The organism is Allorhodopirellula heiligendammensis (assembly GCF_007860105.1).
Taxonomy (GTDB): domain Bacteria; phylum Planctomycetota; class Planctomycetia; order Pirellulales; family Pirellulaceae; genus Rhodopirellula; species Rhodopirellula heiligendammensis.
Map to the genome: position 1 here is coordinate 98,176 of NZ_SJPU01000002.1, position 26,993 is coordinate 125,168.

The following is a 26,993-nucleotide window of genomic DNA, read 5'->3' on the forward strand; positions in this document are numbered from 1 at the left end:
AGTAAATGTGTGGCTGTTTATCGCCCGCTACCCGCAGATCGCCCTCGACAGCGACAGGGGACGCTGAGCTATGATCGAAGGCGGTTCATTCCAGCCGTTCAGACCATTTCGTTCCGAGCGACCGGTTGGAGGGGCACTCTCGCGGTTCAACTGTGCCGGTACGCCCCCCAGATGCTCGCGAGAAATGATTTCAACGGCCTCGCAGGCACGTAGGGTTCACAACTCAATCGGCCTCGCGATCCACCCTTCCTTGTATTGGACGGAGTGCACGCATGCTTCATCAACGATCGCCATACCCACCCATGCGGAACGTTTTTGCGTTGGCGTTGGCTGGCGTGTGGATGCTGTGCGGAACGAGTAGGCTGTGGGCGCAGTTACCGTTGCTGGCTGCTCCATCGTTATCTCCATCGGGAATGATGCCACCGACCTCGGGTGTATCGATGACGCCCGATCAAACTCGACAATCAGTCCAGTGGTTGGCTGATCAGCTGATGCAGCACGTACCCCGCCAAATCACCGGCGACGATGATTGGGGTGATACGAAGAAAGTGTGGGCGGGGGTCAAGGTCCGTCGCGATGGTTGGGAACTGAAGACCAAACGACGTTGGCAAGAACTGCGGCATGGCCGGTGGGTGCGGTACGAAATCGAGCTGCCTGAACGAAACCTAACCGCACCCGCGATCTCGGGGCCAGGAAACTCCCAAGCGGAAATTCTAAGAGAGGAGCTCCCCGCCGGAGACGTTGCGACGCTTCTGCAACCGTATAAAGCCACCGACCTTGTCAAAATCCATAGCGTGACGCCAGTCTCTTCCCAAGACGGACTTCAGAGCTGGCGGGCTGATGCGACGGTGTCCACGCCAGCCCGGTTTTCGATTCGCGTGGAACGCTGGAATTTGGGGGCGAAGTGGTATAGCGTGGAGATCTCCGGAAAAATGGACCTCGCGATGAGGACGACGCTGACGATGGGGATGTCGGCGGACTTCGGCGAAGTTCCTCCGGCAATGCAGCTGGATGTGGCAGTCGAGCAGGCGTCCCTCGTGGTGAGCAAGTTCGAAGTGGAACGGATCAGTAAATTGGGCGGCGACGCGGCCGAAGAAATCGGTGACTTGGCCGAACACACGATCGGCAAAGTTTGGATTCGCAAAGAAAACTCGCGATTGGTCAGCCGACTGAACAAGGCCATCGGTGAGAATCAAGACTCTCTCCGGTGGTCGATGGCCGATTGGCTTGCTCAACTGGCGCCATGAATTTTCTCTGTCACGCGCTACCGACGATGAACCGGTCACCTCCGCAGGATGTGCCCGTGCTCGCGATCTGCACCGGTATGCCTGATTTTCTGTCTGTCATTGATCGCCGCATACGCGTTCGCCGACGAACCGCAGAGCCGTTCTTAGATTCACCCGATCCGGTGATGCGGAATGTCGCGGCAGGTATCGTCACCCACGTCGCCGATGACCGCTGGTTCCACGGTGGCGCAACGTTCGCGCGGTTGAACTTGGAATTCGCGGTTCAGTTGCGAGATCGTCTGCCTGGAGACGCGGGATTTCGACCTTCGTTCGTGGGTCACATTCTGATCGAAATGCTGCTGGATGCGAACTACGCGATTGCGCAACGATGTTGGGTCGATCGCTACTACCATCTATTCCAACAGGCACCGTTGGATGAAATTGAGGCTTGTGTCAACCGGATCACAGGCAAGCCGAGCGACCGGATCGCCGATACATTGAGGCGATTCGCCACGACGCAATTCTTGTACGACTACACCGACGATACGAAGTTATTGATGCGTCTCAATCAAGTGATGGCGAGAGTAGGCTTGGATCAACTGCCCGAGGCGGTCCAGCGATGGCTACCGGAGGCGCGGGCGGAAGTGCGGCAGAATCACGACCAATTGCTCAGCGGTTCAGAGAAACCGTCAGCCTATCCGCCCTTGTAAGATCACAGGCACGGCCGACGGCTCTGTCCAATATCGATCATTCGCCGACGGAGCGGCTACCCAGTGATGGAGCGACGCCCCAGTTACGACAGTGGCCCGATAGTTCGAGCTAGGGTAAGCTACATCGCGAAGTTACGTACGTCCTGTTTCCCCCTCCTGAGTCAAGGTTGAAAAGAATTCGATGAAGTATGGCATGAATCTGTTGTTATGGTCGGGCGAAGTCACCGAGGAAATGCTGCCTGTATGTGAACAACTCAAGGCGGCTGGCTTCGACGGGGTGGAGCTACCGATGTTCAATCTCGATCTCGACTACGCAGCGCTTGGCAAACAACTCGACTCGTTGGGCCTCCAACGCACCGCAGTGACGATCCGAAACGAAGAGGACAATCCAATTTCCCCTGACCCAGCAATTCGAAAGCGAGGTGTTGAGCTCAACAAACGGACGCTCGACTGCGCCGCTGCCGCTGGCGTTGAAACGATTGTCGGCCCCTACCATTCCGCAATTGGAATCTTCAGTGGAAATGGTCCGACCGAGGATGAGTGGAAATGGGGAGTCGAAAGCATGCGGGCGACGGCCGAGCATGCGGGCTCGGTGGGCGTGAAACTGGGCGTTGAAGCGCTCAACCGCTTTGAGTGTTACTTCCTCAACACACATGCTGACTCGACGCGGTTCGCTCGCGAAGTTGACCATCCTGCATGCGGCATCATGTACGACACCTTCCACAGCAACATCGAGGAAAAGAGCGTCACCGATGCCGTCAACGCAGGGGGCGATAAGCTATTCCACATCCACATCAGCGAGAACGACCGCAGCACTCCGGGAACCGGCGGGATCAACTGGAAAGAGAATTTTGACGCGATCACCGACTGCGGATACGACGGCTGGTTGGTAATCGAAGCCTTCGGATTGGCGCTGCCTGAAATCGCCGCAGCGACCAAGATCTGGCGGCGGATGTTCACCGATGAAATGACCCTTGCGACAGAAGGATTGGCGTTCATGAAATCGGAAGTCGCCAAACGCCAGGGTTAGGTTGCCTGACGCTGACCGGTGCCTGTCGGCACTCGGCTCCCAATAGAATCCGTCTCGGCACGCCGAGACGGGCAGCTCTAGTGCTCCAAATGCGCCAGGACCAACGCGATATCCGCTGGCGTAATCCCGCTAATCCGCTTGGCCTGACCTAGGTTCAGTGGGCGCACTTTGGTGAGTTTTTCCCGTGCTTCGGTTCGCAACGATCCAATCCGTCCGTAGTCAAACGTGACTGGAATCCGCTTCTCACTCATTCGCTGCTGCTTATCGACATCCATCTGCTGCCGTTCCAGATAACCTGCATACTTGATATCGATGCAGCACTGTTCAGCGGCCTCAGGAGCGATTTGATTCAACTCTGGAATCGACTGGCACATCATCGCCCAAGTCACTTCGGGACGACGCAGATACACGTCTGCAGGCGTCTTATCAATGCGAGCCCTGTTGAGAATATCGCGACCGAGGCGGATTTGTTCGAGCTTGTCAGCAAGACGCTCGCGTCGCTGCGCGTCGATCAACCCAAGTTGGTCGGCTTGAGCCGTCAAACGACGGTCGGCGTTGTCTTGACGTAGCAGCAGCCGATATTCAGCGCGGCTGGTGAACATCCGGTAGGGTTCGTCCGTTCCCATTGTCACCAGATCATCCACGAGCACGCCGAGATAGGCGTCCTGCCGCGAGGGTACCCAAGTGGATTGTCCGGCCACACTCCGAGCAGCATTGAGTCCCGCGATCAAGCCTTGGCCGGCAGCCTCCTCGTAACCCGTCGTACCGTTGATTTGCCCGGCGAGAAACAGGCCTGCGACCCGTTTCGACTCCAAATGCGGCCACAGCTGCGTTGGCGGACAGTAATCGTACTCCACCGCGTAGCCGTACCGCATGATCGAAGCCCTTTCGAGACCAGGAATTAAGCGGAACATGGCGTCTTGGACATCCCGGGGTAGGCTGGTGGAAATCCCGTTAACATAAATTTCCTGGGTTTGGCGACCTTCCGGTTCCAGAAACAGTTGATGGCTGGACTTGTCGGCGAAACGGACGACCTTGTCTTCGATCGACGGGCAATAGCGAGGTCCCCGAGAATCAATCTGACCGCTGTACATCGGCGCTCGCGAGAGATTTTGGCGAATCAGGTCATGCACAGCCTCGTTAGTGTGCGCGATATGGCAGGGCATCTGCTCGGCAGTGACCGCATCGGTGAGATAACTGAACGGCTGAGGATCATCGTCCCCTGGTTGGACTTCCACTTGGGCAAAGTCGATCGTACGGGCATTCAGACGGGGAGGAGTACCGGTTTTAAAACGGTCCAACTCGAAATTCAGTCGCTGCAGTGAGCCGCTGATACCAGCCGTTGTGCCCTCGCCTGCCCGTCCGCCCGCACTTTGGGCTTCGCCCGTGTGCATGATCGCTTGTAAGAACGTACCCGTGGTCAAAATCACGGTTTGGGCACGATAGATCGCGTCCCCGCGCACCTTCACTCCGACGACCCGATCAGTCGCGATGCCATCGCTGCGTCCGGCAGAGACCGGCTCGGTAAGTAGATCTTCGACCGTTTCTTGACGCAAATCGAGATTGGGTTGGGATTCAATTTGCCACTTGATGTGGTTTTGATAGGCCTTCTTGTCTGCCTGCGCGCGTGGACTGTGCATCGCCGGGCCCTTGCGGCGATTGAGCATGCGAAACTGGATCGCTGTGGCATCGATGGCCACTCCCATCAGCCCGCCGAGCGCATCGACTTCACGGACGATTTGTCCTTTGGCGACGCCGCCGATCGCCGGATTGCAGGACATTTGCCCCACCGTGTCGATATTTGTGGTCAATAACGCTGTACGTGCGCCCAGTCTCGCGGCAGCTGCCGCAGCTTCGGTACCTGCATGGCCGGCACCAATGACAACGACATCGTAGTCATAACGATTCTGAAAATGGTCGCGATTCAAAAGTTGAAGTCCGCAGAGAGAGAATGCCGATAGAGCAAGACAAGGTGTATTTTCGAGCAACGCATCGAATGACCGTAATTCTCTGATTTTGACCAAACCATGCGATTTGAACAGCACCGAAGTTCAGGAACTGCAAATCAAATGTGGCGAGCGGGCATTGGTAAGCTTACTGGCAAGCTCATTCCCCTGATGCTGGCGGTATGCTCAGTCACCCCACAGCGGGCTGAAGGGCAAACCGTCACCGATGTGGTGCTCAAATCGGGCTCCTTCCTGATCCCCTTCAACATTGGTGCCGATGGGGCCCCGCCGCGAGAAGTTCACCTGTACATGGCGTCGGCCGCTGACAACGTGGGGCCAGCTGAGCGTGCACTGGAGGGCGAGGCGGCAACCAAAAACTGGCGGCTGCTTGATCGGCAGTCTCCGGCGGCAGGTCAGTTTCAGGTTTCCAAGACCCCAGATGGTACGTTTTGGTTCGCGATTCGTACGATCGACGCGAGCGGTCGACCGCATCCAGCAGGGCCGATCGAACCGGAATTGAAGGTTATTGTCGATACGACCAACCCAGTCGTGGAGTTGACTGCAGACGCGGATGCCGATGGCAAGATGACCGCTAGTTTCTCGGTGGATGATGCTACCGAGACGTCAAAGATGACTGCGTACTATTTCACCGATACCGCTCAGAAGTGGCGTTCCATTCCAGTGGAGCGGACCCAAGGGGGAGGTAAATTTGCATTCGAACCTTCCGAGCCATGGCGCGAGCTATCTCTGCGTCTGCGGGTAATCGATGGTGCGGGCAACGAAACGATCGTTGCAAAAGATCGAATTCAAAAACCGCGTGTGGCGACCACGGCATCGGCGCGTTTCGCCTCCAGTCCTCTCGGTTTGGGCAATGCATTCGGACTGGGGGGAGGTCCACAAGGCCCGGGGACAGGGGGCCTGGGGGTAGGGCCAACCACCTTCCCTAATTTTGCGCAGCCAGGGGGCCCGCAGGTGTCTTCCCTAGCAGGAAATTCTCCCGCCCTACCGCCACCGTCGACCGCTGACCAAATCAGCAACGACTTTGGACGATCATCTCCGACCATCGACAATCTCACTTCGAGTGCTGAGGCAACGGCAACAGCGCCCGAAATGTTGGCAGCTCCAACGGGCAAACCAGAAACGCCGATGCAGGCAATGCGCCCGTTTGCCCCACCAGCCAATTCGAGCGGTGCGGCTCCGCAGTTTGCCCAACCGCAGTCGCCTACCCAGCCCCGTGGCGGTTCATCGGAACCTTCGGGCGGGCAAGCAAGCCAACCTAATTCGTCAGAGGTGCAACCCCAGACGCCATTTTTCACGGAGTCCATTCCCGCGCCCACCGGAGAGCGTCCCGCTCCGACTCAGCTCAATCAACCCGCTAGAACAGAAGTTGCGGACTTGGCAGCATCAGACGACGTGGCGTCGTCTCCGTGGACGCCCATCGACACCAACCGCAATCCAAGTCGCCAGTTCAGTTCCGAGCCGAGCCTACGGCCCGTCGAGAGAGGATCATTGCGTCCTGCGGAAGACGCCCCCGACTTGCCGCGACGGGCACGACGCGAGCCGGTTGCGGACAACAACGCGCTCGACCTCGAGCGTCTGTCCCAGCGGGCCGTCGTCCGTTATAGCCTCAGCCACCAGTTCAGTCTGGATTATGAGATTGAAGCCATCGGCGGTCGCGGAGTTGATGAGATTGAACTCTATGGCACAACCGACGGAGGGCAAGTCTGGAAAAAATGGGGCGATGATCCCGACAAGCAAAGCCCATTTGATATCGAAACCAGTGGTGAAGGCATTTTCGGATTTCAAATTGTGGTCGTTGCCACCAACGGATTATCCAGTCCGAGACCGTTACCAGGAGATGCACCAGATATCGTCGTCGTCGTCGATGAAACGCTTCCTGAGGTCGGCATATCGGGCGCAAAGTACGGAACGGGAGATCGTGCCGGATCGCTCGTGATCGCTTTCCACTGCGAAGACGAATACCTTGTGTCACGACCGATTACGTTGTCTTTTAGCGACTCGGTGAGTGGACCCTGGACTACCATCGCCGCTGGTCTTCGCAATACAGGCGACTACGTTTGGCCAGCCGACCCACAACTACCTCGTCAAATCTACTTGCGAATTGATGCCCTCGATCGAGCCGACAATGTCGGCAGCTACGTGCTTGAGGAACCAATCGATACACAAGGGTTGGCTCCTCGGGCCCGAATTCGAGCCTTTCGCTCGATCCCTGGTCGGTAGCGATATCGCTTCAAAAGCCGATGAATTCTAAAGATGCCGACCGCGTTATCTAGCCCCCCGGTGACGTTGCCCCCCGGTGACGGTACCTCACCGGTTTGATAGCTGGGATTTGTGGGGTGGCAAAGAGGGCTCGCGCCGGAGCTCAAAAATCGGCATTGCCTGGCGTGCGTGGGAAGGGGATCACGTCGCGGATATTTGTCATGCCAGTGGCATACTGGACCGCTCGTTCTAAACCCAAGCCGAACCCCGCGTGGGGCACCGTTCCATACCGCCGTAAATCGACGTACCACCAGTACTCCTGTTCATCCAGTCCCGCCTCGCCCATTCTTCGCTGCAGAACGTCAAGGCGTTCCTCCCGCTGGCTGCCACCGATGATCTCGCCCACACCGGGTACGAGCACATCCATTGCTGCCACCGTACTCTCATCATCACTGACGCGCATGTAAAACGGTTTAATCCCAGCGGGGTAGTCGGTGAGGATCAGTGGGCCTCCCACAAACTGCGTCAAGTATTTTTCGTGCTCAGCCTGCAGATCAATCCCCCACTTCACGGGATACTCAAACGACTCGCCGCAGGATGTCAGCCGTGTGACCGCCTCCGTGTAAGTCATGTGTTCGAAAGGCTTGTCGACAACGCCTTGCAGCTGAGCGAGTTTTCCTTTTTCGATGCGTTCATCGATGAACGCCATGTCCTCGGCGCAGTGTTCGAGACAGTCCGCGAAGATGCGCTTTAAAAACCGTTCGGCGAGTTGCATGTTATCGCGTAGGTCAAAAAAGGCAGCTTCGGGCTCTACCATCCAAAACTCTGCCAGATGCCGCGAGGTATTGCTATTCTCGGCACGAAAGGTCGGACCAAAGGTGTAGATTTTCGACATCGCAGATGCGTACGTCTCACCTTCGAGTTGTCCGCTGACGGTTAGGTGCGTGGGTTTGCCAAAGAAGTCTTGCGAGGCATCAAAGGGTCGGTTCGAGCCAGCGAGCTTTTCTAGGTTTAGCGTGGTCACGCGAAACATCTCGCCTGCACCCTCGCAATCACTCCCCGTTACGATAGGTGTGTGCAGATAGTAAAAACCGGATTCATCAAAAAAGCGATGGATCGACTGACTCAGCCGATTGCGAACCCGCATGACCGCGCCGAGCGTGTTGGTGCGCGCCCGCAGGTGGGACCACTCGCGAAGCTTTTCAAACGAGTGTCGCTTTTTCTGCAGCGGATAGGTTTCACCATCGCACCATCCAATGACCCGCACAGACTCCGCATGCAGTTCGGTTGCCTGACCTTTGGCGGGTGACTCGCACAATTGTCCGTGAATGATCACGCTGCATCCAGCGGTGAGCTTCTGCACTTCGCTGGCGTAGTTTTCGAGTTCTGCCGGTACGACGACCTGCAGATTACCTAGACAGGTTCCATCGTTGATTTCGAGGAAACTAAATCCACCCTTGCTATCGCGCCGCGTCCGTACCCAGCCACGGATTTCCGTTGCAGCGGGCAATTGCTGATGGCGTCGACAAGCGTCTATTGTGATCCAGTCCATGGAAATTCCTTACCAAAAATAGTAGTACATACATGCAGTTACGAGAATGACGCCCACGCCGGCGATCTGAGCTCCCCGCGAGGAAGTCATGTTCATCGCTTCGTTGACAGGCATCTTCACGGGTGTTTTCAAGGGGTTGGCCAAGGTCACAATCGCTCCGGTCAGCAGCACCGTAAAGAAGCAAATTGCCATGCGGTCGAGAAACGCAATCTGGTCGCCATACCACCACCCGCCCTGCACAATCCAGTCTCCCAGAAACAGCATCAATGCTCCATAGGCAATCACATTGATCAGAATGCCCAGCCAACCGAAGTAGCGTGGCGTGCGAGGTGAGAAAAACCCGAGCAAGAATACTGCCAGGATTCCTGGTGAGATGAAACCTTGAAATTCTTGGATGAACTTGAAGATGCTTTCGAAGCTATCGAGATAGGGAGCCACCGTCGCCGATAACAGCACGAACAGCACCACGAAGACACGGCCTACCACCACCAGACGCTGTTGGTTGGTTTCCTTGGTAACCTTGGCATAGAGATCCATCGTCGCCAGGGTGGAGGCAGAGTTCAGCATTGATGCCAGCGAACTGATCACGGCACCAGACAACGCAGCCAAGATAAACCACGAAATCATGGGGTAGGGTTTGATCAGGTTCCGCACCAACACGGGGAACGCGGAGTCATAGTCATATCCCACCAACTTGTTAGCCTGCTGCAGCTCAGCATTCTTCACCACAGCGATCTTGGCGTAGTCATTAATCTGGTCGCCTATTTTCTCAGGCGGGTCGGTGGGGGTGACGTCAAGGCTCTCACCGGCCAGACCCGCGTTCTGCTGCAATGCCTGCCACGCCAGGTCCGGTTGCAACTCCACAAATGAATTGTCCACCGTGAAGACTGTCGACGCACCGGCTGTCTCTACCGTGTTGATATTGCGCTGAGATGCTGATTGATGCAGATCGCCGCTGAATAGGTTGAACGCCATGATCCCCGGGATCACGACTAAAAAGGGAATGATCAATTTCATGGACGCTGCGAATACAATCCCCTTCTGTCCCTCGGCCAGTGATTTGGAACCCAGCGTTCGCTGCACGATGTACTGATTGAGTCCCCAATAAAAGAAATTGGGAATCCACAACCCGACGAGCAACGCGGTCCAGGGGATGTCTGAGTCTTCTTTTGGGCGAACCATGTGAGTCTTGCCACCGCTGCCGTTCTCTCCATTGACAGCGACGGCTTCGTTATCAACACCATCGTTGAGCAATATGAATCTTCGCCAAAATCCTGCATTCTCTAGATCCTCGACCGTGGCATTCGAGTTGGCGACCTTCGTCTTGATCAAATCGTCGGCTGGTCGTTCACTGAGTTGAACGAATGCCATCACCATCACGATCACGCCGCCGAGAATCAGGGCCGACCCCCACACCAAGTCCGTCCAAGCACAAGCCTTGAGGCCGCCCACAAATACGTAAGCGGCTGCGAACATCGCGATCAGCCAGCACATCGCGGTCAGATTGTTGAGCACAGGGACTTGGTGATAGTACTCCGAGATGAACTTTGCCCCCGAATAGATCACTGACGATGTGGCCACGAAGACGAGGGTGACGACAGCCGGGATTGCCATGACAAGGCGGGCGATCCAGTCAAAACGGTATTCCAGAAACTCTGGGATCGTGAACAAGCCCGCTTTGAGAAAGCGAGGCAGAAAGAAGAAACCGACCAGCACCAATGTCACGGCCGCCATCCATTCATATGACGCGATCGCCATTCCGAGCCAGTTGGCTGCCGACCCCGACATGCCCACGAACTGCTCGGTCGAAATGTTGGCCGCGATCAGTGAAAAGCCCACCAGCCACCATGTCAGCCCACGGCCAGCCAAGAAATAATCCGACGCGTCATCACTCGGATCCCCATCATCGGGTTCCTTCGCCATCCATATCCCTAACGCGATCACGCCAATGACGGATCCGAGAAACAACACGACTTCAAGAATGTTCATAGCTTGCTGACAACGACACGAGACAAAGTGATTATTACTGGCTGATAGCTGCGTAGTTCTACGCTATTTGGGGGACGCGTGTGAGGTGAATCGTCAATGACAAATGATTTCTATCCCACCGAGCTGGACCGGCCGCGCCGGTACCGTCATCGCGCGGTACCGTCATCGCGCGGTACCGTCATCGCGCGGTACCGTCATCGCGCGGTACCGTCATCGCGCGGTACCGTCATCGCGCGGTACCGTCATCGCGCGGTACATCCCGTGCGGTCCCATCGATATCCTCCCACGGTTTGTCCCCTGTCGGCTTAGCAGGAAAACCGCAGGACAGTGATTTCCTGAAAATCCTCGTCCGGACGAAGCAGCGTGGACGGGAAGTTCGCGTGATTCGGGGAATCCGGGAAGTGCTGAGTTTCCAAGCAAAATGCATCATGCGGCCCATGATCATTCGAACTCTCGTTGCCGCGTAAATGATTGGCGGTATAGAGCTGGACTCCGGGTTGAGTCGTTTCAATCTCAAGCACGCGGCCGGACCCCGGGTCAGTAACGCGTGCAGTCGGTCGCAGCTCCCCGCTCTCTCCAGCGATGACGTAACAGTGGTCGTAGCCCTTCGTCGCTGCCAACGAAGCAATCCGTTTTGCAAACGCAGTGGGCTCGCGAAAATCAAACGGTGTGCCAGTAACGTTGACGAGTGTCCCAGTGGGAATCAAATCATCATCCACCTGCAAAACCTCATCGGCATGGACGATGGCGACATGATCGAGAGCCGTCCCCGAATCGACTCCGCCCAAGTTCCAATAACTATGGTTGGTTAAATTGATTGGCGTCACAGCCGTTGTTGACGCCGTGTAGGTGATTGCCAATTCGTTGTCGTCGTTCCAACGATACTCGGTAGTTACGGTTAGCTCGCCAGGAAAACCTTCGTCTCCGTCGGGGCTGACGAGGGTGTAACGCACACGATCGGCACGCGCATCGGTCTCGCTAGCCGCTGGATCGCCAGGGATCAATTCCGTGCTCCAGTTACGATGTGAAAAATTCACCGCGCCACCATGTAGGCAGTGTTTACCACTATTGACGGTGACTTGGTAAGGCTCACCATCGATCGTGAACTTGCCGTACGCGAGACGGTTACAAAATCGACCAATCGTACTGCCGAAACCGGGATGTTTCCCCAGATAGGGTTCGAGTGAATCAAAGACGAGATTCACGTTTGCGCGTTTGCCCGCGCGGTCGGGCACTTCTACCTCGAACAGTGAGGCCCCCCAACTCATCAGGCTAACGCGGTTGCCGTGTCGGTTCGTGAGGGTGATCTTGGTGACGGGCGATCCGTCGCTGGTCTGGCCGAAAGGCGTAGTGCTGATAGTCATGCTGGACGGCCCATAGCGGTCGTGGAAGGGAATAGCGGGGCATTTTACAACCAGAGCAACTCGAGATGTACCCGGCACTCTCCTCGATACCGCCGGCATCTGGTATCACTGAGGACCATCATGGACCATTAGTCTCGCTGGGGGCTCTGAGACGTCGCGACGAAACACCCGCACGCGGCTTGGAAAGCCTAGCAAAACATATTCCTAGAAAAGGTTGACTGCGTGAGCATTGCGTACAGCGTTTATCCAGATCACTTAGCGGCATCTCACCAAGTGGCCAGCCTCATGGCGGAGGCGGTGGCTTCCCACCCCTCCTGCGTCCTTGGTCTCGCGACCGGTTCGACGCCGCTGCAGGTCTACAGCGAACTGTGTCGGCGACACCGCGAAGATGGCTTGTCCTTTGGTGACGTCACCACGTTCAACCTCGATGAATACTTGGGTCTGAAGGTGGGGCATCCGCAGAGCTATCGACATTTCATGCAGACACAACTCTTTGACCAGGTCGATATCGACATACCGCGAACACACTTTCCGGACGTGCATGCCGATGACGTGCAGCAGGCATCAGAGCACTACGAACATCAGCTGTCCGAATCGGGAGGTATCGACCTGCAATTACTCGGCATCGGCACTAACGGACACATTGGCTTCAATGAACCCGGCACAACGCTGGAGTCTTTGACCCGAGTTGTCGACTTGGCGCCCAGCACGATTCGTAGCAACACAAGGTTCTTTGAGTCCGCGGAGCAGGTACCGCGGCAGGCAATCACCATGGGCATCGCCAGTATCCTGCGAGCTAAGAAAGTCGTGCTGTTAGCGACAGGTGCGGCCAAGGCTGCCGCGGTCGCCGGAGCGATCCAAGGCCCAATTACCGCGGACAATCCAGCGTCATACCTACAGTCGCACGCGGACGTCCTGTTTGTGCTCGATGAACCCGCGGCAGCCCAACTCGACGCCCGCTAGAGTGTGGGGGACGAGCCACGTTAATTGGAATGCGAATTGCATACCACCATAGGGTATACTGCAAAATGCCTAATTGACAGCTGAGGAAGCCAACATGGACCATGACCGACGTAGTAGCTCGTTGCCGGTCGCCGATTTGCAGTCAAAAATCGACCCCGTCTGCGGGATGACGGTACCCGCGGACAGTCCGCGGACGACAAATTTTGACGGTACGACCTACGTTTTCTGCAGCGATAGTTGCCTGAGGAAGTTCGCAGACGCTCCCCAGGCTGTGTTGGCGGCGAGAGAAAAGAAAGACAGGAAGGCGGCGGCAGGCGGAGCTGAGGGGCATTCGTGTTGTGGCGGATCAACGAGCACAACGAATGATAACGACTCCAGCTGCTGCAGCTCCAGCTCTCGGGCTCCCACCTCCGCCTCTGCCGACCCGCAGGCCGTCTACACCTGCCCCATGCACCCAGAGATCGAACAAATCGGTCCGGGAGACTGTCCAATTTGCGGCATGGACTTAGAGCCCAAGATCGTCAACGTTTCCGACCAGGGTGATGACGGGCAATACACGGATATGCGGCGACGATTTTGGTTCGGTGTGGCATTCTCTGTACCACTTCTCATCATCGCGATGGGGCCGATGGTGGGGCTGCATGTTGCCGACCAGATCAGCCATTCCGCTGTGGGTTGGTTACAGCTGGCGATGGCGACGCCAGTGGTGTTCTGGTGCGGTTGGCCGCTATTGGTCCGGGGTGTGAAATCGTTTCGCAGCATGAACCTCAACATGTTCTCCTTGATTGCGGTGGGGTCGCTTGCTGCGTATCTATTTAGTTTGGCGGTTGTTTTGTTCCCCGCTGCGATCCCTGAAGCTTTTTTTGAAAATGGGGTTCCGCCGCTTTACTTCGAAGCTGCCGCTGTGATCATTACGCTGGTACTGCTGGGCCAGGTGCTCGAGCTGAGAGCGCGCCAACAGACAGGCGGCGCGATTCGCGAATTGATGCAGCTCACGCCCGACACTGCGCACCGGATTACGGAAAACGGCGAAGAAGAGGTGTCGCTCGATGCGGTTGACAAAGGCGATCAATTGCGTGTTCGACCCGGTGAAAAAGTACCTGTCGACGGACGGGTACTCAGTGGTTCGAGCAGTGTGGATGAGTCCATGCTCACTGGCGAACCGCTCCCGATAAAAAAGGCTGAAGGTGATGACGTCACTGGCGGCACGCTGAATCAAACCGGCGCCTTGGTGATTGAAGCGGTGGGAGTCGGGGGCGACACGGTGCTTAGCCGCATCGTTCAAATGGTCGCAGATGCGCAGCGAAGTCGGGCTCCCATCCAAAAACTAGTCGATCAGGTCGCTCGGTATTTTGTTCCGACCGTGATCGCGTGCTCCATGGCAGCCTTCATCGGCTGGGCCGTTTTTGGACCCGAACCGCAACTCGCCCACGCGTTTGTCGCCGCCGTTGCGGTACTCATCATCGCCTGCCCGTGTGCATTGGGACTGGCAACACCCATGTCCGTGATGGTGGGTGTGGGACGGGGAGCCCAGGAGGGCGTACTGATCAAGAACGCCGAAGTACTCGAGGTGATGGAGAACGTTGACACGATAGTCGTCGACAAAACCGGAACTCTGACGCAGGGGCGTCCCGAACTGACCGCCATCAAAGTTTACGGTGACTGGCAGGAGGCGGATATCATAAAGTTCGCCGCTGCGGTGGAGGCTCAGAGCGAGCATCCATTAGCACAGGCGATCGTTCGACGCGCTAAACACGATGGCCTCAGCGTTTGCGAAGCTACTAATTTCGACAGTATCACGGGCGGTGGTGTGCACGCATCGGTGGACGGGCGCCAGGTCCTGATCGGCAAAGCTGACTTATTGGCAGATCGAAAAATAGATGGAGTGGACGCAGGACGCGAGCAAGCAGCAGCTCAACAGTCAGAAGGCGCGACAGTCGTATTCGTTGCCATTGATAATGCCTTAGCAGCCACCCTGGCGATTACCGATCCAATAAAAGAGTCGACCCCCGCCGCATTGCTTACGCTTCACGAACTGGGCCTGCGTGTCGTGATGTTGACGGGCGACGCCGAGCCCACAGCCAAGGCTGTCGCGGCGAAACTTGGGATCGACGAATTTCATGCGGGCGTTTCCCCCGAAGAAAAGCATGAATTTGTGCGAAAGCTGAAGAGTAGTGGCAAAACAGTGGCGATGTGTGGTGACGGAATCAATGATGCACCAGCGTTGGCGGCCGCAGACGTCGGGATCGCCATGGGTACGGGAACGGGGGTCGCTATCGAATCAGCGGGAGTGACGCTGGTCGGAGGTGATCTGCGCGGTGTTGCGGCGGCAGCAAACCTCAGCCGCAAGACCATGAGTAACATTCGGCAGAATTTATTCTTTGCATTCGTCTACAACGCCTTGGGAATCCCGGTCGCTGCCGGACTGCTGTATCCGTTTTTGGGTGTGCTACTGAGTCCTATGATCGCCGCTGCGGCAATGAGCTTCAGCAGCGTGTCCGTTATCGCGAACGCACTGCGACTCCGAGCAGCAAAGCTGACCAACTAGCACAGATTGCCCAGTCAGAATAACCGTAATTCCAATGGGAGGCTCGCCTGATTCCAGATAGGTTCAATGTACCCCTAGAGGGTATCCAGCCGAAAAGACTTGTGCGTCAGCGAGCTCGGATAACTCGTCGAAGCGGTGGCCCCTATCGTCGCGACATGGAGTGAAACATGTTCGTAATAACATCGCTACTCGTTTGATCGCAGGTTCCCAATCCAAGCAGGAGCGAACGAGAATGAAACGAAGCTTCGCAAGATCAAAACTGCTAGCGGCTGTCGTGCTGGTTGTCGGTGGTACGCATGCTTCCGCCCAGGACCTGTCAATTCGTCAAGATTCGATGGGAAACAGTGCCGGGCGTCACGTACTACCTCCACGCGACTTGCCCCCACTTCCCGAAATGCCATCGGGTTTCATCGACAACGATCTGGCGGCTGCCGACTCGAGTCCGCACGCGATAGCGAGCTATACGCTCGATGAGTTACTATGTTTAGCGGCCGCGAATAACCCCACGATTCGGCAGGCACGACTGCAAATTGGAGGTGAAACGGCGAAAGCATTGCAGGCCGGATTGTATCCCAACCCAGTCTTGATGTACGTGGGCGAGAAGATCAATAGTGATGGGACTGCGGGCGAATTCCAAGGTTTTGAAGTTCAGCAGCGTTTTGTGACAGCCCACAAACTGCAACTCAGCCGTTTAAAATACTGCCAACGCGCTCGGGTCTCTGAACACTTAGCAGTCGCGCAGCAATTTCGCGTGAGCAACGATATCCAGCGACACTTCTATCAGGTCCTCGCAGCCATGGAGCGAGTGAATCTGCAATCGGAATTATTAAAAACCGCCGAAGATGGCAGTGTCACCTCTCGAGAACTCTACAACCAAGGGCAAACGAATCTGCCAGGCATCCATCGTGCAAACGTCGAACTGCAGCAACGGCGACTTGCCCTCCTCAACGCCCAGAATGAGTTTGCAGAAGCTTTCCGGCAACTCACATCGATCGTTGGCTGTACGTTGCCAATGGGACGAGTCGAGGGCAGCCTGCGTCCTGACGAGACCATCCCATCGTTTGAAACAGTCTACGCCGGCTTGATACAGGATAGTCCCGAGGTGCTCGCCGCCAGAGCAAAGCTCGTGGCCGATCAAACAACACTGCAAAGAGAGTCGGTACAGTGGGTACCAGACATCGTGGTCACCGGCGGTCCCGGATACAACTTTACCAATAACGACCCAGTCTACAACGCTGCCGTCCAGATGGAGTTACCCATCTATGATCGAAACCAAGGCACGATTCTGCAAGCCCGGCGAGACCTGCAACGTCAACAGGCAGAGATCCACCGCGTCGAATTGCAACTGCGTGAACGGCTAGCAATGGCCTATCGCATGTATGCAACCGCCTTGCAACACGCGACGGAATACGAACGCGTAATCATTCCAGAACGCGAGGTCGCCTATCGAGAGCTGCTGGAAGGCTATCGCGACAATCGCGTCGACTGGCCTGACGTACTGCACGCCCAAGGTGAGTACTTTGCAGCGCGACTACAGCAGGTGGACCAGTTCCGTGATGTACGGATCCAAGAGGTGATGATCGACGGCTTCCTACTTGAAGGCGGATTGATGGCGGCCAAGGGCCCGACACCTCCCGGCCACATCGACGCGGTAGCGAAACCGAGGTAGGGGAGGGCAGCGGGTAGGGAGATAGGGAGAGCGTGGGGCAGGTGGCGAGCCGGGGATGGCGTCCGAAAGGGAACGCGGAGGACTCGACCTCTCCTGACTCTCCGCGGACAACAATTTTCAATTATTCAGGGGGAGTTCCAACAATCATGTCTCAGCCAGAAAGACGCCGTCATTTTTTGAAAGCCGGTTCGATTGCCGCAGCCGCGGGCTTGGTTGGAAACTGGATGCGCAGCGATGCCGCCGCCCAAGCACCAGCTCGCACTTCCCACCCGCCCGTACGAGACGAATACGACGGCTTCTCCCGATTCAAGCCTTCACGAGGGAACGATCCTGACAGCGACTACTACCTCGGCAAAATGATCCCGGGCTTTCGCAGTACCGCAGACGGACCAGCCCCCCTCGAAGCACCTGACCTAGAGAGACTGCCATGGAAAATGGTCCGTGGCGCGAAGGAGTTTCACCTCGTCCCGATGGCAGTCGAACGCGAGTTTCTGCCTGGCTATAAAATGAATGTGTACGGCTTCAACGGTAGTATGCCAGGCCCCACGATCGAAGTCACTCAAGGAGACCGTGTTCGCATCGTCGTCACCAACGAGCTTCCCGAGCAAACGACAACGCACTGGCACGGATTCGAGTTGCCTGTGCAGTACGACGGCAGCGAAACGCTGACTCAGAACCCGATCGAACCGGGTGCGTCTTTCGTCTACGAGTTTGATGTACACGAGGAAGGAACGTACTTCTATCACTCCCACGTTCCGATGCAGGAAGCATTCGGGAGCGTCGGATGGTTCATTGTCCATCCCAAAAAAGTATTTGATCCACCAGTTGATCGAGACTTCGGGCTGATCTTCCAAAACTTCTTCATCGACAGTAACCAAAACATCGCTGATAGTTGGCAGATGGACTGGAACTGGCATACGATCAACGGACGCAGCGGCCCCTATACCACGCCGCTGGTTGTCAAGCATGGAGAACGGGTGCGTGTTCGCATCATGGATTTCTCCCCCATGCAGCATCACCCGGTTCATCTACATGGGCACACATTCTGGGTGACCGGGCACGAGGGTGCTCGTATTCCTAAATCGGCATGGGTCCCTCGCAATACCGAGTTGATTGGGATCGCGCAAGCCACAGACTTCGAATTCATCGCAAATAATCCCGGCGACTGGATGTTTCATTGTCACATGGTCCATCACATGATGAACCACATGACTCGGCAAGTCGGCCCCAGGATCCGTCAAGACTCCTCGGTGGACAGCTACCTTGCAAACCTCGCGAGCCGGCCTGCGGTCGATGCGGTGCGAACGGATCCAGGTTTTGCGACACCGGGGTACCCGCAAGAAATGAAATCGATGAAGATGCCCGAAGCGATGATGAAAACGATCTGGAATCGTCGCGAAGTCCAAGGCATGCGCGCGACGTGGCCGATGTCGGTCATGGGGCTGATGACAACGCTGCGGGTCCTACCGGACGATCTTTACCACCGCGTGATGGAGACTGACGCAGAGATCCCCCCCGGAAGTATTTTTGAGGAAATTGTCAACCGATTCGGCAATCCAGCCGACTACCAGCCCGCAAAAATGGGCGGCATGCCGGGAATGAAGATGTAGGACATCGGGGAGTCAGCCCGCCCGCGTCGTTCTCCAGGCCGCTGCACGATGGTAAAAACTCGCTACATTACCGTTTTCCCGCTGTCAAAACGCTAGGCGAAAGGCGTTTGATTATTCACGAACGAATTGCTATGCACTCCGAAGACGACAAGAAAAAGCTGAATCACCGTTTGCGGCGTGTTGTTGGGCAAGTCGAGGCAGTCAACCGAATGATCGAGGAGGATGCGTACTGCGTGGACATTCTGATGCAACTATCAGCCGCGACAGGCGCGCTCGGAAAAGTAGGTCAGATTGTTCTGGAAAACCATCTCAAAACGTGCGTGGCCGAGGCGATGGAATCCGGCCCGTCGGCAGACCGAGACCAAAAACTCGAAGAACTCTTAACCCTCTTTCGCAAGTACGCCAGTGTGATTGACTGAGCACAGGCAAAGACACTCGATCATCACCATCACGGAAGATAGAAAAGGGCAGGGACGGCGTGACCTTCCGCCGCGGACAAGCCGCGTTTTTCCGGTGACACCGCCCCCGCGCTGTTTCAAGTGCCGAGACATAGCGACCGAACGTAAATTGTGTTCAGATTCGAATGTCTCGCGGTCGTCGCTGCTCCTATCGAAGCCGCGGCGCGTCGACGCCCTGCCGGGCAAGTTCGGCAAGCCACTTTTGAGGCTCCGCAATAATTTTCTTGGCACAGCCGGGGCAACAGATATAAATTGCCTTGCCGCCTGCATGCACCTTGTAAGGTCCGCCCATCGCGTCGAGCGGCTCATTCATGACTGGGCACTGTTTCTGAGCAGCGACGAAGGGCTCGTCGGCTGCGGTAATTCTGAAGACCCCTGCCCGGACTTGCTCTGTTCCTGCTGGCACACTCCCACTATCCGCATCGTCCATAGATACGCTCCTAGTTCCTTGAATCATGGCTAGATACTTCGCGGGTTCGGCTTCGAGTTTCTTGATGCAGCCCCGGCAACATAAGAAGATGGGCTTGTCGCCAATGAGCACCTTGACCGGCGTGCCCATGCCGCCGAGTGGCTCGTCCATCACGGGACAAACCTGTTGGCGTTCGATCGCGTCGACGTCAGCGGCAGTTGCAGTCTCAATCTTGATCTGCGGACGTCCCCCTACGTATTTTGCTGGCTCCGACTCTAGGGCACCAACACAGCCAGCACAGCAAACAAAAACACGCTGATCATTCACATCCACTGCGACAGGATCACCCATGCTACCAAGCGGTTTACCAGTGACTGGGCAAATTTTCTGGCGAGTGATCGCTGCGGATGCCAGCTGCAGAGCACCGATGGGCACCGTCGCGACTTCGTTCAGTCGAACTGCTCGGCTACCAACCGCATGGAGGCCAACCAACTGTATCTGGATTTCAATTTGAAGTCCCGCGATTTCAGACAGGTCGACGGGCGCGATCAAGCCACCCTTGCCGTCCGGCAGCAGGTCATAGCGATAGCGTTTCGCATTGCCCTCCACTCGCAATGACGCTGCACCACGACCACCATCGACCGCCACGGGTTGCCCGTCGAGATCAAAGACGAACACCTCGATGCCAGACTGAGACACTACCGTCTCAAGCTGGATGGTTTCCGATTGCTTGAGCGAGCCCCCGTGTGGCCCCGTCGAGATTTCACTTATTTGCGAGACTGCCGCATCACCAGGCATCTCGTGATTCCGCTCGGCATGAATATGTTGGGCCATGGCGGTTGACACCGACATGGAGGCGAGCAGGGCGAGGGAGAGTAGAATTTTGCGTTTCATGATTGAGACTCCGTTAGTTTTTTCGCGGCCAATCCGTTCGGTCGCAGGGTTCATTGATTGGGGGTTCGATGCTTCGATCGGTTGATTTCTTCACGAAGTTTTTGACAATTCAAGCTGCTTGGGTGAGTCCCTCCTGAGGCATTTCCTCCGTACCCTCCCAAAGTTCGTCGTGCATGCCGAACCGCATTTTCATCTCCAGATATCCGCTATAGAGCGTGGGAACGATGAATGATGTGAAGGGTTCGGCGAGCATGCCACCGAACACCGGAATCGCCATAGCGCGGGCGACATCGGCACCGCGACCAGTAGCGAGCAGCACGGGAATCAGGGCCGCGAGCGTGGTCACGGTCGTCATCATGCAGGGACGAATTCGTTTCAGACCGGCTTCATAAACCGTCTCCCGAATGTCCTGCACATTGGTGATCCGGCGTTTCCGCAAGAGTTGGTGGATGTACGTTGCCATCACCACGCCGTCGTCGACCGCCAAACCAAACAATGCGATGAACCCAACCCACACCGCGGTATTCAGTTCCACCTGCATCCAAGCGACCAACACCATCCCGCCGGCAAAGGCCACTGGAATTCCTGTGAACACCGCCATCGCGATCGGCAAATTTCTGAATTCGAAGTAGATCAAAAGAAGGTTGATTAGAATCACTAATGGAATGATCCACATGAGCCGCAGGTTCGCTTCAATCTGGTTCCGGAAACTTCCGACCGCTTCCAGGGAATAACCGGCCGGTAAGTCGAGAGAGAGAGGTTCCGCGACCGGGGAAGTCGCAGACAGGGAGAGGGGACGCACGGGAGATGTTTCGCGTGTCTCCGTGTCTCCAGAAAACCGTGTCCCCCGATCGCCTCGTCTCGTGCTCTGACGTTCCCCCCCTCTCTCCTTCCTCCCTTCGTCCGTGCTTGCCAACTGTGCTAGACGCAACTGTTCCTCGATTGCAGCGACGGACTCCAGATCGCCCTTTGCTCCACTGGTCATGAAAGCGACATGCGCGACCAGCCGTCCATTCTCGCTATTGATGGCACCGGGTCCCCAGGTCGTTTCAAGTTGGGCGAGCTCTTCGAGCGGGACGACTGCGCCGCTGTTGGTGACAACGGGTAGCCGGGTTAATTGATCAACTCGCTCCCTCAGCTCGCGGTTATACCGCAATCGAACTGGGTAGCGTTCACGGCCTTCCACGGTCTTGATCAGGTTCATGCCACCGAGGGCTGTCTCGATCACTTCATTGACCATCTCCGCACTCATGCCATAACGGGATGCGGCATTTCGATCGACGGTGAATTCAATGTAAGGCTTTCCCATGACGATGTCTGGATTTACCGTACCTGCATTCACCAGTGGTAACTTTTTCAAGATCGCCGCGACATCAATCGCTGCGGACGCCAACTCACTCAGATCGTCGCCGTAAATACGAATCGCCATCGATGCCTTGATCCCGGACTGCAGCATCACCACGCGACCTTCGATCGGCTGCAAGGCAGATGCGGGCGTGACGCCAGGAAGCGTTGCCACACGATTGATCTCGTCCCAGATGTCCCGCGACGTGACTCCCTCTCGCCACTCGCTTTCCGGCTTCAGCATCACATAGGTCTCCACCATCGCCGCGGGTGCGGGATCCAGAGCCGACTCAACTCTACCAATCTTACCGAGCACATCTTTGACCTCGGGAATCTGTCCAATCAGGACGTCCTGTGTCTGCAGCACCTGCATCGCCTGAGAAAAACTGGCGGCAGGATAGAGGGTGGGCATGTAGAACCAACTCCCTTCATCAAGGGCGATCCAATCATCGCTCTGCAAGCCAGTAAAGACATGCTTGGCATCGACGTATCCTGGGAATTCATTCAATTCGGCACCCAACACGCGAGCAAGTCGCTCCACGGGTTGCAAGACCGTCGGCAGACCAAAAAAGGCGCCAACGCCGATCAATAGCAAGATCGCCGGGAATGAAAGGGCAAGTACCTTGTGGTGGAGGGCATGCTTCAATCGTGCTGCGTACAGCCAGTGGACGAATCGACTCGAGGGAATCTCTTCGATGGGCCGGATGCGTTCACGAAGCAGTTGCCAACCGAGAAAGAATGCCAGCGGCCCTGTCGCGGCAGTGATGACCCAAGGGGCGACACCCAGGTAAGCTGCCACATCGTCTCCCCACATGAAGTACGACGTCGCGGTCAACAGACAGCCGAACGAAACTCCTGCAGCGAAGGCAGTCCGCTTTCGATAGCTTGCACTCTTGAGCAAGAGTCGACTGAGCGCGGGCACGATCGTGACTGCTGTAATCATTGCGGCAGCAATCGCGAACGTCTTCGTGTACGCCAGCGGAGAGAATAGCCGGTAGTCGCGCCCGGTCAGGAAAAAAACGGGCAGGAAGCTCACAATCGTTGTTGCCACGGCCGTCACCACCGCAGGCGCCACTTCGATCGTTGCTTCGTAGACCACGTCGCTTCGCGACCGAGGAGCAGAGAGTGGAGGAGCAGAGAGTGGAGGAGCACAGGAGACCGGGAGATCAGAAATCGAGGAACCGCTGCTCTCAGCGTCTCCTTGTCTCTCACGTGCCATGTCCGCTGGGCTGCCCCGCTCGGTTTCTTCCCGCTCCCAGTCAGCCAGATGCTGATAAATGTTCTCCGACACGATGATCCCCATATCGACCATGGTACCGATCGCGATCGCAATGCCAGCCAACGACATGATGTTGGAGCCCACGCCGACCAAATGCATGGCGATGAAAGACATTAATACGGCGGCAGGTAAGCAAATCGCGACTACAAAGCTCGTGCGGATATGCATTAAGAAAAGCAAAATGATGATAGCCGTGATGATGATCTCGTCTCGCAAAGCGTGAGTGAGAGTCGCCATGGTCTCGTCGATTAAACCGCTGCGATCGTAGACTCCGTGGATTCGAACACCATTGAGTGCCGGTGTAATTGCCGCAATCTTGTCCTTGATCCGCTCAATCACGACGCGAGGATTCTCGCCGTATCGCATCACGACCACACCGCCGACCGCTTCGGATCCGTTGTAATCAAGTGCACCACGACGGAAGTCGGGGCCGAGTTGCACTCGTGCGACGTCACGGACGCGAATGGGAACTCCGCCGCGCTGCAGGATCACCGTGTCTTCGATATCGGAAATTGCTTTCTCTTTTTCTCCGCCGGTACCTAGAAAGCCCTTACCGCGGACGATGAACTCCATACCCGTCGTTTCGACCGTTTTGGCTCCCACGTCGACGTTGGACGCCTTGATCGCCGTTGCCAGCTTATCGAGGGGAACATTGTGATACCGCAATTTGTCGGGATCCACTTCGACTTGGTATTGGCGGATGTAGCCGCCGATCGACGCCACCTCGCTCACTCCCTCGACGGCCTGCAGTTCGAATTTGATAACGAAGTCTTGCATGCTGCGAAGCTCCGCCAAACTCATCCCGTCTTTTGGCGGCTGGAGCGTGTAGTAATAAATCTGCCCCAATCCAGTGGCGTCTGGCCCAAGCTGCGGAACGACGCCATCGGGTAACTGCGACGCGGCCGAGCCGATTTGCTCGGAAACGCGACTGCGAGCCCAGTAGAAGTCAATCTCGTCTTTGAAGGTCACCTGAACGAAGCTGTAACCGAACATGCTCTTACCCCGAACCGATTCTGCGCCGGGAACCGCCAGCAAAGACACACTCAGGGGATAGGTGACTTGATCTTCAATATCTTTCGGCGAACGGCCGGGCCACGGTGTCAGCACGATGACCTGGTTTTCGCCAACGTTAGGTATCGCATCGATGGGAACGGCTTGGAACGCGAAGTACCCACCGACCGACGCGGCAATGGCTAGCAATACGACTAGCCATGGTTCTTTCACGCAGAAGCGGATGAGCAAGTTAAGCATGTGGACAGAGCGACGGGGAGACAAGGAAATAGGGAAACACGAAGGGAGCTAGAGGAGCAGTTCTGGTTGGTTGATGATGGGGGCTTCCTCCGCTTCATGCCGGTCAAAACTCCCCTGCACACCTTGCCTCCTACTCTCAGCGTCTTCGTCTCGTGGGCTCTTCCGGATACACCACGTTTTGGGTGATGCAATCATCTGCACGATCGTTCGCAGGATCTCGTCGTAGTATTCGCACGCCTTCTTAAGGGTGCTTGCGTCCGGGTCCCCATGCGCAGCGGCATCGTCAATCCAAACCTGCGTCTCGTCAGCTTCCGCGTTGGCGATATTGAGCGTGCTGCAGAAAAACTTTTCGTAGCGTCGCTTTCGCCATATCTCAGCCAGGTTCGCACTCACGCGTCGCGATGAGCGTCGCACCTGGTCCGTCAGCGAGTACATCTCCTCCTGTGGAACTTCTTTCGACAATTCAAAACTCCGCTCACCCGCAGAAAATGTCTTCTGGTAAACGATCAGATCACAATAGCTATAAATCCGGTCACTCATTTCAAACCCTTTTGGTCCAAGTCCCTTTCAAGAAAAACCTCCGCCCTTACTCCCTATTACCTTGTCTCGCTCAACCCTCCCACAACTTCCCCGCACTCGAGCATCTCACTGCCCCAATAGGGATTGCGAAGTTCCACGTTCGACTGCATCCAGTCCCCACCTCCTCCGGGCACCATGGGACAATACATGTGATAAATACTATCTCTGGATTGTGGCCCCATCGCTGATACGGTGGCTCGCAACAGCGCTTGACTGACGCTCCGAAAGGCCATGCGATCTGATTCCAAGGAGCCGCCCATGCGACGAACACCACGTCTGGCTGCGGCAAACTGCAACTGGGCATCATCGGGAACATTCCCCAGCAACTCCAATTCGTGCAGTGAATCCAGCAACGTGTTGAGCGTGACCGGTGGCGGTGTTGAGTCGGCCGCCAGGGAGCGTTGGATCTCAAAATAAGCCTCGTAGGCTCGATCGAACTGCTTACCGGCCTCGCCCGCTAGCGAAACGGGTTCGCGACTGGTGAGGCGGAGCGGACCAGGCGAATAGCTCGGCGCTCGGCTGGGGTCCAGCAAAGACGGATTGCCCGTGAGCTGCATCTGAGAGTCGATGAGGAAATTACCGTTCGTGGCAACGGTCTCACCCACCGCCAATCCTTCGACCATGATCGCGTCGTGGTCATTCATCGCGCCCACGGTGACTCGGCGGATCTCAAACCTACCCGGTTCCGTTTCGACATAGACGACGCCGTATTGCCCGGTTAACAGCACCGCTTCACGAGGCACCGTAACCACCCGTTGCGCCTCCACTGGCTTGGATGCATAGCCCAGTTGTGACGTCGCGATAAGCTTCATTCCGCATAGCGGGCACTCGCCCGGTTCGTCACGGATGATCTGAGGGTGCATGGGGCTGATGAACTTGCCTGCCAACGCAGGGTCGTAGACGGTATCGGTCGGAATGGCGGGCACACGGATGCGCGCTGTCGCAAAATCTCCGGGCCGCAGCTTGCCATCGAGATTCAGCACTTCCACGCGTACTTGAACGGTGCGGGTATTGGGATCCACTGTCGGATCGATGAACGCGACCCGGCCAGTAAACACTTCGCCGGGCATTGACTGGATCTCAGCTTCGACTTGCTGGCCAAATCGCACCGATGCGGCGTCGTCCGGGAATAAATCCAGCATCATCCAAACGGATGTGAGGTCAGCGATGCGGTATATTTTCTGCCCCGTTTTCAGATAGTCGCCCTCGACAGCTGCTTTCTCCAGCACCGTTCCGGTCTGGGGTGACTTGATACGGATGCGAGACTGGGCCTTTCTGGTTTCACGCAGATCATCGATTTGATCAGCGGTCATTCCAAGTTCACTCAGATTCTCACGGGCCATCGCCTGCATGTCCGGGCTATTCGCGCTGAAACGCCCCACGGATCTGCTTTCGAGGCTGGTGGTGTACTCGGTCTGTGCTGAGTAGAGTCTGGGGCTATAGATGAGTGCGAGGTCATCACCCTCAGTGACTTTGACCCCCACATAGTCCGCGTACAACTCTTCTAAGCGTCCGTCGATGTAGGCGGAGATCGTCGACAACCGGCTCTCATCAAAATCGATTGAACCAATCGTGCGAATCGTCCGATTCACTTCCCCCAATCTGCTGGTTGCAGTTTGAATTCCTACTACACGGCGTGCCGCGGATTCGATCGTAACCGAGATCCCGTCGCCACCGCCGCCGCTAGCCGCTTCGACCAATTCCATTCCGCACACCGGACATCGTCCTGGCTCGTGCGATGGTGGCGTGCACATCATGGGGCAGATGTAGCGTTTTTTTTCACCATTGATGGCAGAGCCCACGGCTTCGAGATTGTCGCTACCTGAAAACCCAGTTGCCGTGACCCATTCAGACCGCTGAGCCACGCCGATCAGAAACAGAATCAAAGCGGCAACCGCGACGACCACGCCCGCATTCACCCCGACACCTAGCAGCCATCGGAAACCAGCTGC

The 26,993-nt window shown here is 56.5% G+C and carries 17 protein-coding genes; 9 read left to right on the forward strand and 8 right to left on the reverse strand.

Annotated elements, in window-relative coordinates:
• Positions 1-272: 272 nt before the first annotated feature.
• From Poly21_RS10765 to Poly21_RS10775, 3 genes are all read left to right on the forward strand, one after another.
• Positions 273-1,247, forward strand: coding sequence for a hypothetical protein (locus tag Poly21_RS10765; protein ID WP_302118621.1), 975 nt, complete (start codon positions 273-275; stop codon positions 1,245-1,247).
• Positions 1,244-1,936, forward strand: a complete 693-nt coding sequence (locus Poly21_RS10770; protein ID WP_146407072.1) for a hypothetical protein — start codon at positions 1,244-1,246, stop codon at positions 1,934-1,936. Before Poly21_RS10765 ends, Poly21_RS10770 begins: the two co-directional genes overlap by 4 nt.
• A 181-nt stretch (positions 1,937-2,117) precedes the next feature.
• Positions 2,118-2,966 (forward strand): sugar phosphate isomerase/epimerase family protein, encoded by an 849-nt coding sequence (locus tag Poly21_RS10775; RefSeq protein ID WP_146407073.1) that lies wholly within the window; start codon positions 2,118-2,120, stop codon positions 2,964-2,966.
• A gap of 77 nt (positions 2,967-3,043) precedes the next feature.
• On the opposite strand, the gene mnmG is transcribed toward Poly21_RS10775, so the two are convergent.
• Positions 3,044-4,894, reverse strand: coding sequence for a tRNA uridine-5-carboxymethylaminomethyl(34) synthesis enzyme MnmG (mnmG, locus tag Poly21_RS10780; protein ID WP_146407074.1), 1,851 nt, complete (start codon positions 4,892-4,894; stop codon positions 3,044-3,046).
• 99 nt (positions 4,895-4,993) lie between these two features.
• Between mnmG and Poly21_RS10785 the strand changes: the two genes are divergently transcribed.
• Positions 4,994-7,153: a hypothetical protein gene (locus tag Poly21_RS10785; protein WP_146407075.1), complete on the forward strand. Its 2,160-nt coding sequence runs from the start codon at positions 4,994-4,996 to the stop codon at positions 7,151-7,153.
• Positions 7,154-7,295: 142 nt separating this feature from the next.
• Here the strand turns inward: Poly21_RS10785 and asnS are convergent, their stop codons facing one another.
• The 3 genes from asnS to Poly21_RS10800 all read right to left on the reverse strand — a co-directional run bounded on the left by asnS (position 7,296) and on the right by Poly21_RS10800 (position 12,037).
• Complete coding sequence (gene asnS, locus Poly21_RS10790) at positions 7,296-8,684, reverse strand: asparagine--tRNA ligase (protein ID WP_146407076.1); 1,389 nt, start codon at positions 8,682-8,684, stop codon at positions 7,296-7,298.
• A gap of 9 nt (positions 8,685-8,693) precedes the next feature.
• The gene (locus Poly21_RS27410) at positions 8,694-10,673 is read right to left on the reverse strand and encodes a sodium:solute symporter family transporter (RefSeq protein WP_302118626.1); all 1,980 of its coding nucleotides are present in this window, start codon (positions 10,671-10,673) and stop codon (positions 8,694-8,696) included.
• 305 nt (positions 10,674-10,978) lie between these two features.
• Positions 10,979-12,037 (reverse strand): aldose epimerase family protein, encoded by a 1,059-nt coding sequence (locus Poly21_RS10800; protein WP_146407077.1) that lies wholly within the window; start codon positions 12,035-12,037, stop codon positions 10,979-10,981.
• Positions 12,038-12,259: 222 nt separating this feature from the next.
• Here Poly21_RS10800 and nagB point away from each other — a divergent pair, with 222 nt between their 5' ends.
• The 5 genes from nagB (at position 12,260) to Poly21_RS10825 (ending at position 19,246) form a co-directional block, all read left to right on the forward strand.
• Positions 12,260-13,000 carry a glucosamine-6-phosphate deaminase gene (nagB, locus tag Poly21_RS10805; RefSeq protein WP_146407078.1) on the forward strand — a complete coding sequence of 247 codons (741 nt, stop codon included), beginning with the start codon at positions 12,260-12,262 and terminating at the stop codon, positions 12,998-13,000.
• 94 nt (positions 13,001-13,094) lie between these two features.
• The gene (locus tag Poly21_RS10810) at positions 13,095-15,548 is read left to right on the forward strand and encodes a heavy metal translocating P-type ATPase (RefSeq protein WP_146407079.1); all 2,454 of its coding nucleotides are present in this window, start codon (positions 13,095-13,097) and stop codon (positions 15,546-15,548) included.
• Positions 15,549-15,780: 232 nt separating this feature from the next.
• A complete protein-coding gene (locus Poly21_RS10815) occupies positions 15,781-17,217 on the forward strand; it encodes a TolC family protein (RefSeq protein WP_146407080.1) in 1,437 nt (478 codons plus the stop codon).
• Positions 17,218-17,363: 146 nt separating this feature from the next.
• Positions 17,364-18,827, forward strand: coding sequence for a multicopper oxidase domain-containing protein (locus tag Poly21_RS10820; protein WP_146407081.1), 1,464 nt, complete (start codon positions 17,364-17,366; stop codon positions 18,825-18,827).
• A gap of 131 nt (positions 18,828-18,958) precedes the next feature.
• The gene (locus Poly21_RS10825) at positions 18,959-19,246 is read left to right on the forward strand and encodes a metal-sensitive transcriptional regulator (protein WP_146407082.1); all 288 of its coding nucleotides are present in this window, start codon (positions 18,959-18,961) and stop codon (positions 19,244-19,246) included.
• A 187-nt stretch (positions 19,247-19,433) separates the two neighbouring features.
• On the opposite strand, the gene Poly21_RS27415 is transcribed toward Poly21_RS10825, so the two are convergent.
• The 4 genes from Poly21_RS27415 to Poly21_RS10845 form a co-directional block, all read right to left on the reverse strand.
• Positions 19,434-20,588: a hypothetical protein gene (locus Poly21_RS27415; RefSeq protein WP_302118630.1), complete on the reverse strand. Its 1,155-nt coding sequence runs from the start codon at positions 20,586-20,588 to the stop codon at positions 19,434-19,436.
• A gap of 109 nt (positions 20,589-20,697) precedes the next feature.
• On the reverse strand, positions 20,698-24,462 hold the full coding sequence (locus Poly21_RS10835) for an efflux RND transporter permease subunit (RefSeq protein WP_146407083.1): 3,765 nt from the start codon (positions 24,460-24,462) through the stop codon (positions 20,698-20,700).
• Between the two features lie 48 nt (positions 24,463-24,510).
• On the reverse strand, positions 24,511-25,002 hold the full coding sequence (locus Poly21_RS10840; RefSeq protein ID WP_146407084.1) for a four helix bundle protein: 492 nt from the start codon (positions 25,000-25,002) through the stop codon (positions 24,511-24,513).
• Between the two features lie 56 nt (positions 25,003-25,058).
• Positions 25,059-26,960, reverse strand: coding sequence for a heavy metal-binding domain-containing protein (locus Poly21_RS10845; protein ID WP_302119742.1), 1,902 nt, complete (start codon positions 26,958-26,960; stop codon positions 25,059-25,061).
• Between the last annotated feature and the right edge of the window lie 33 nt (positions 26,961-26,993).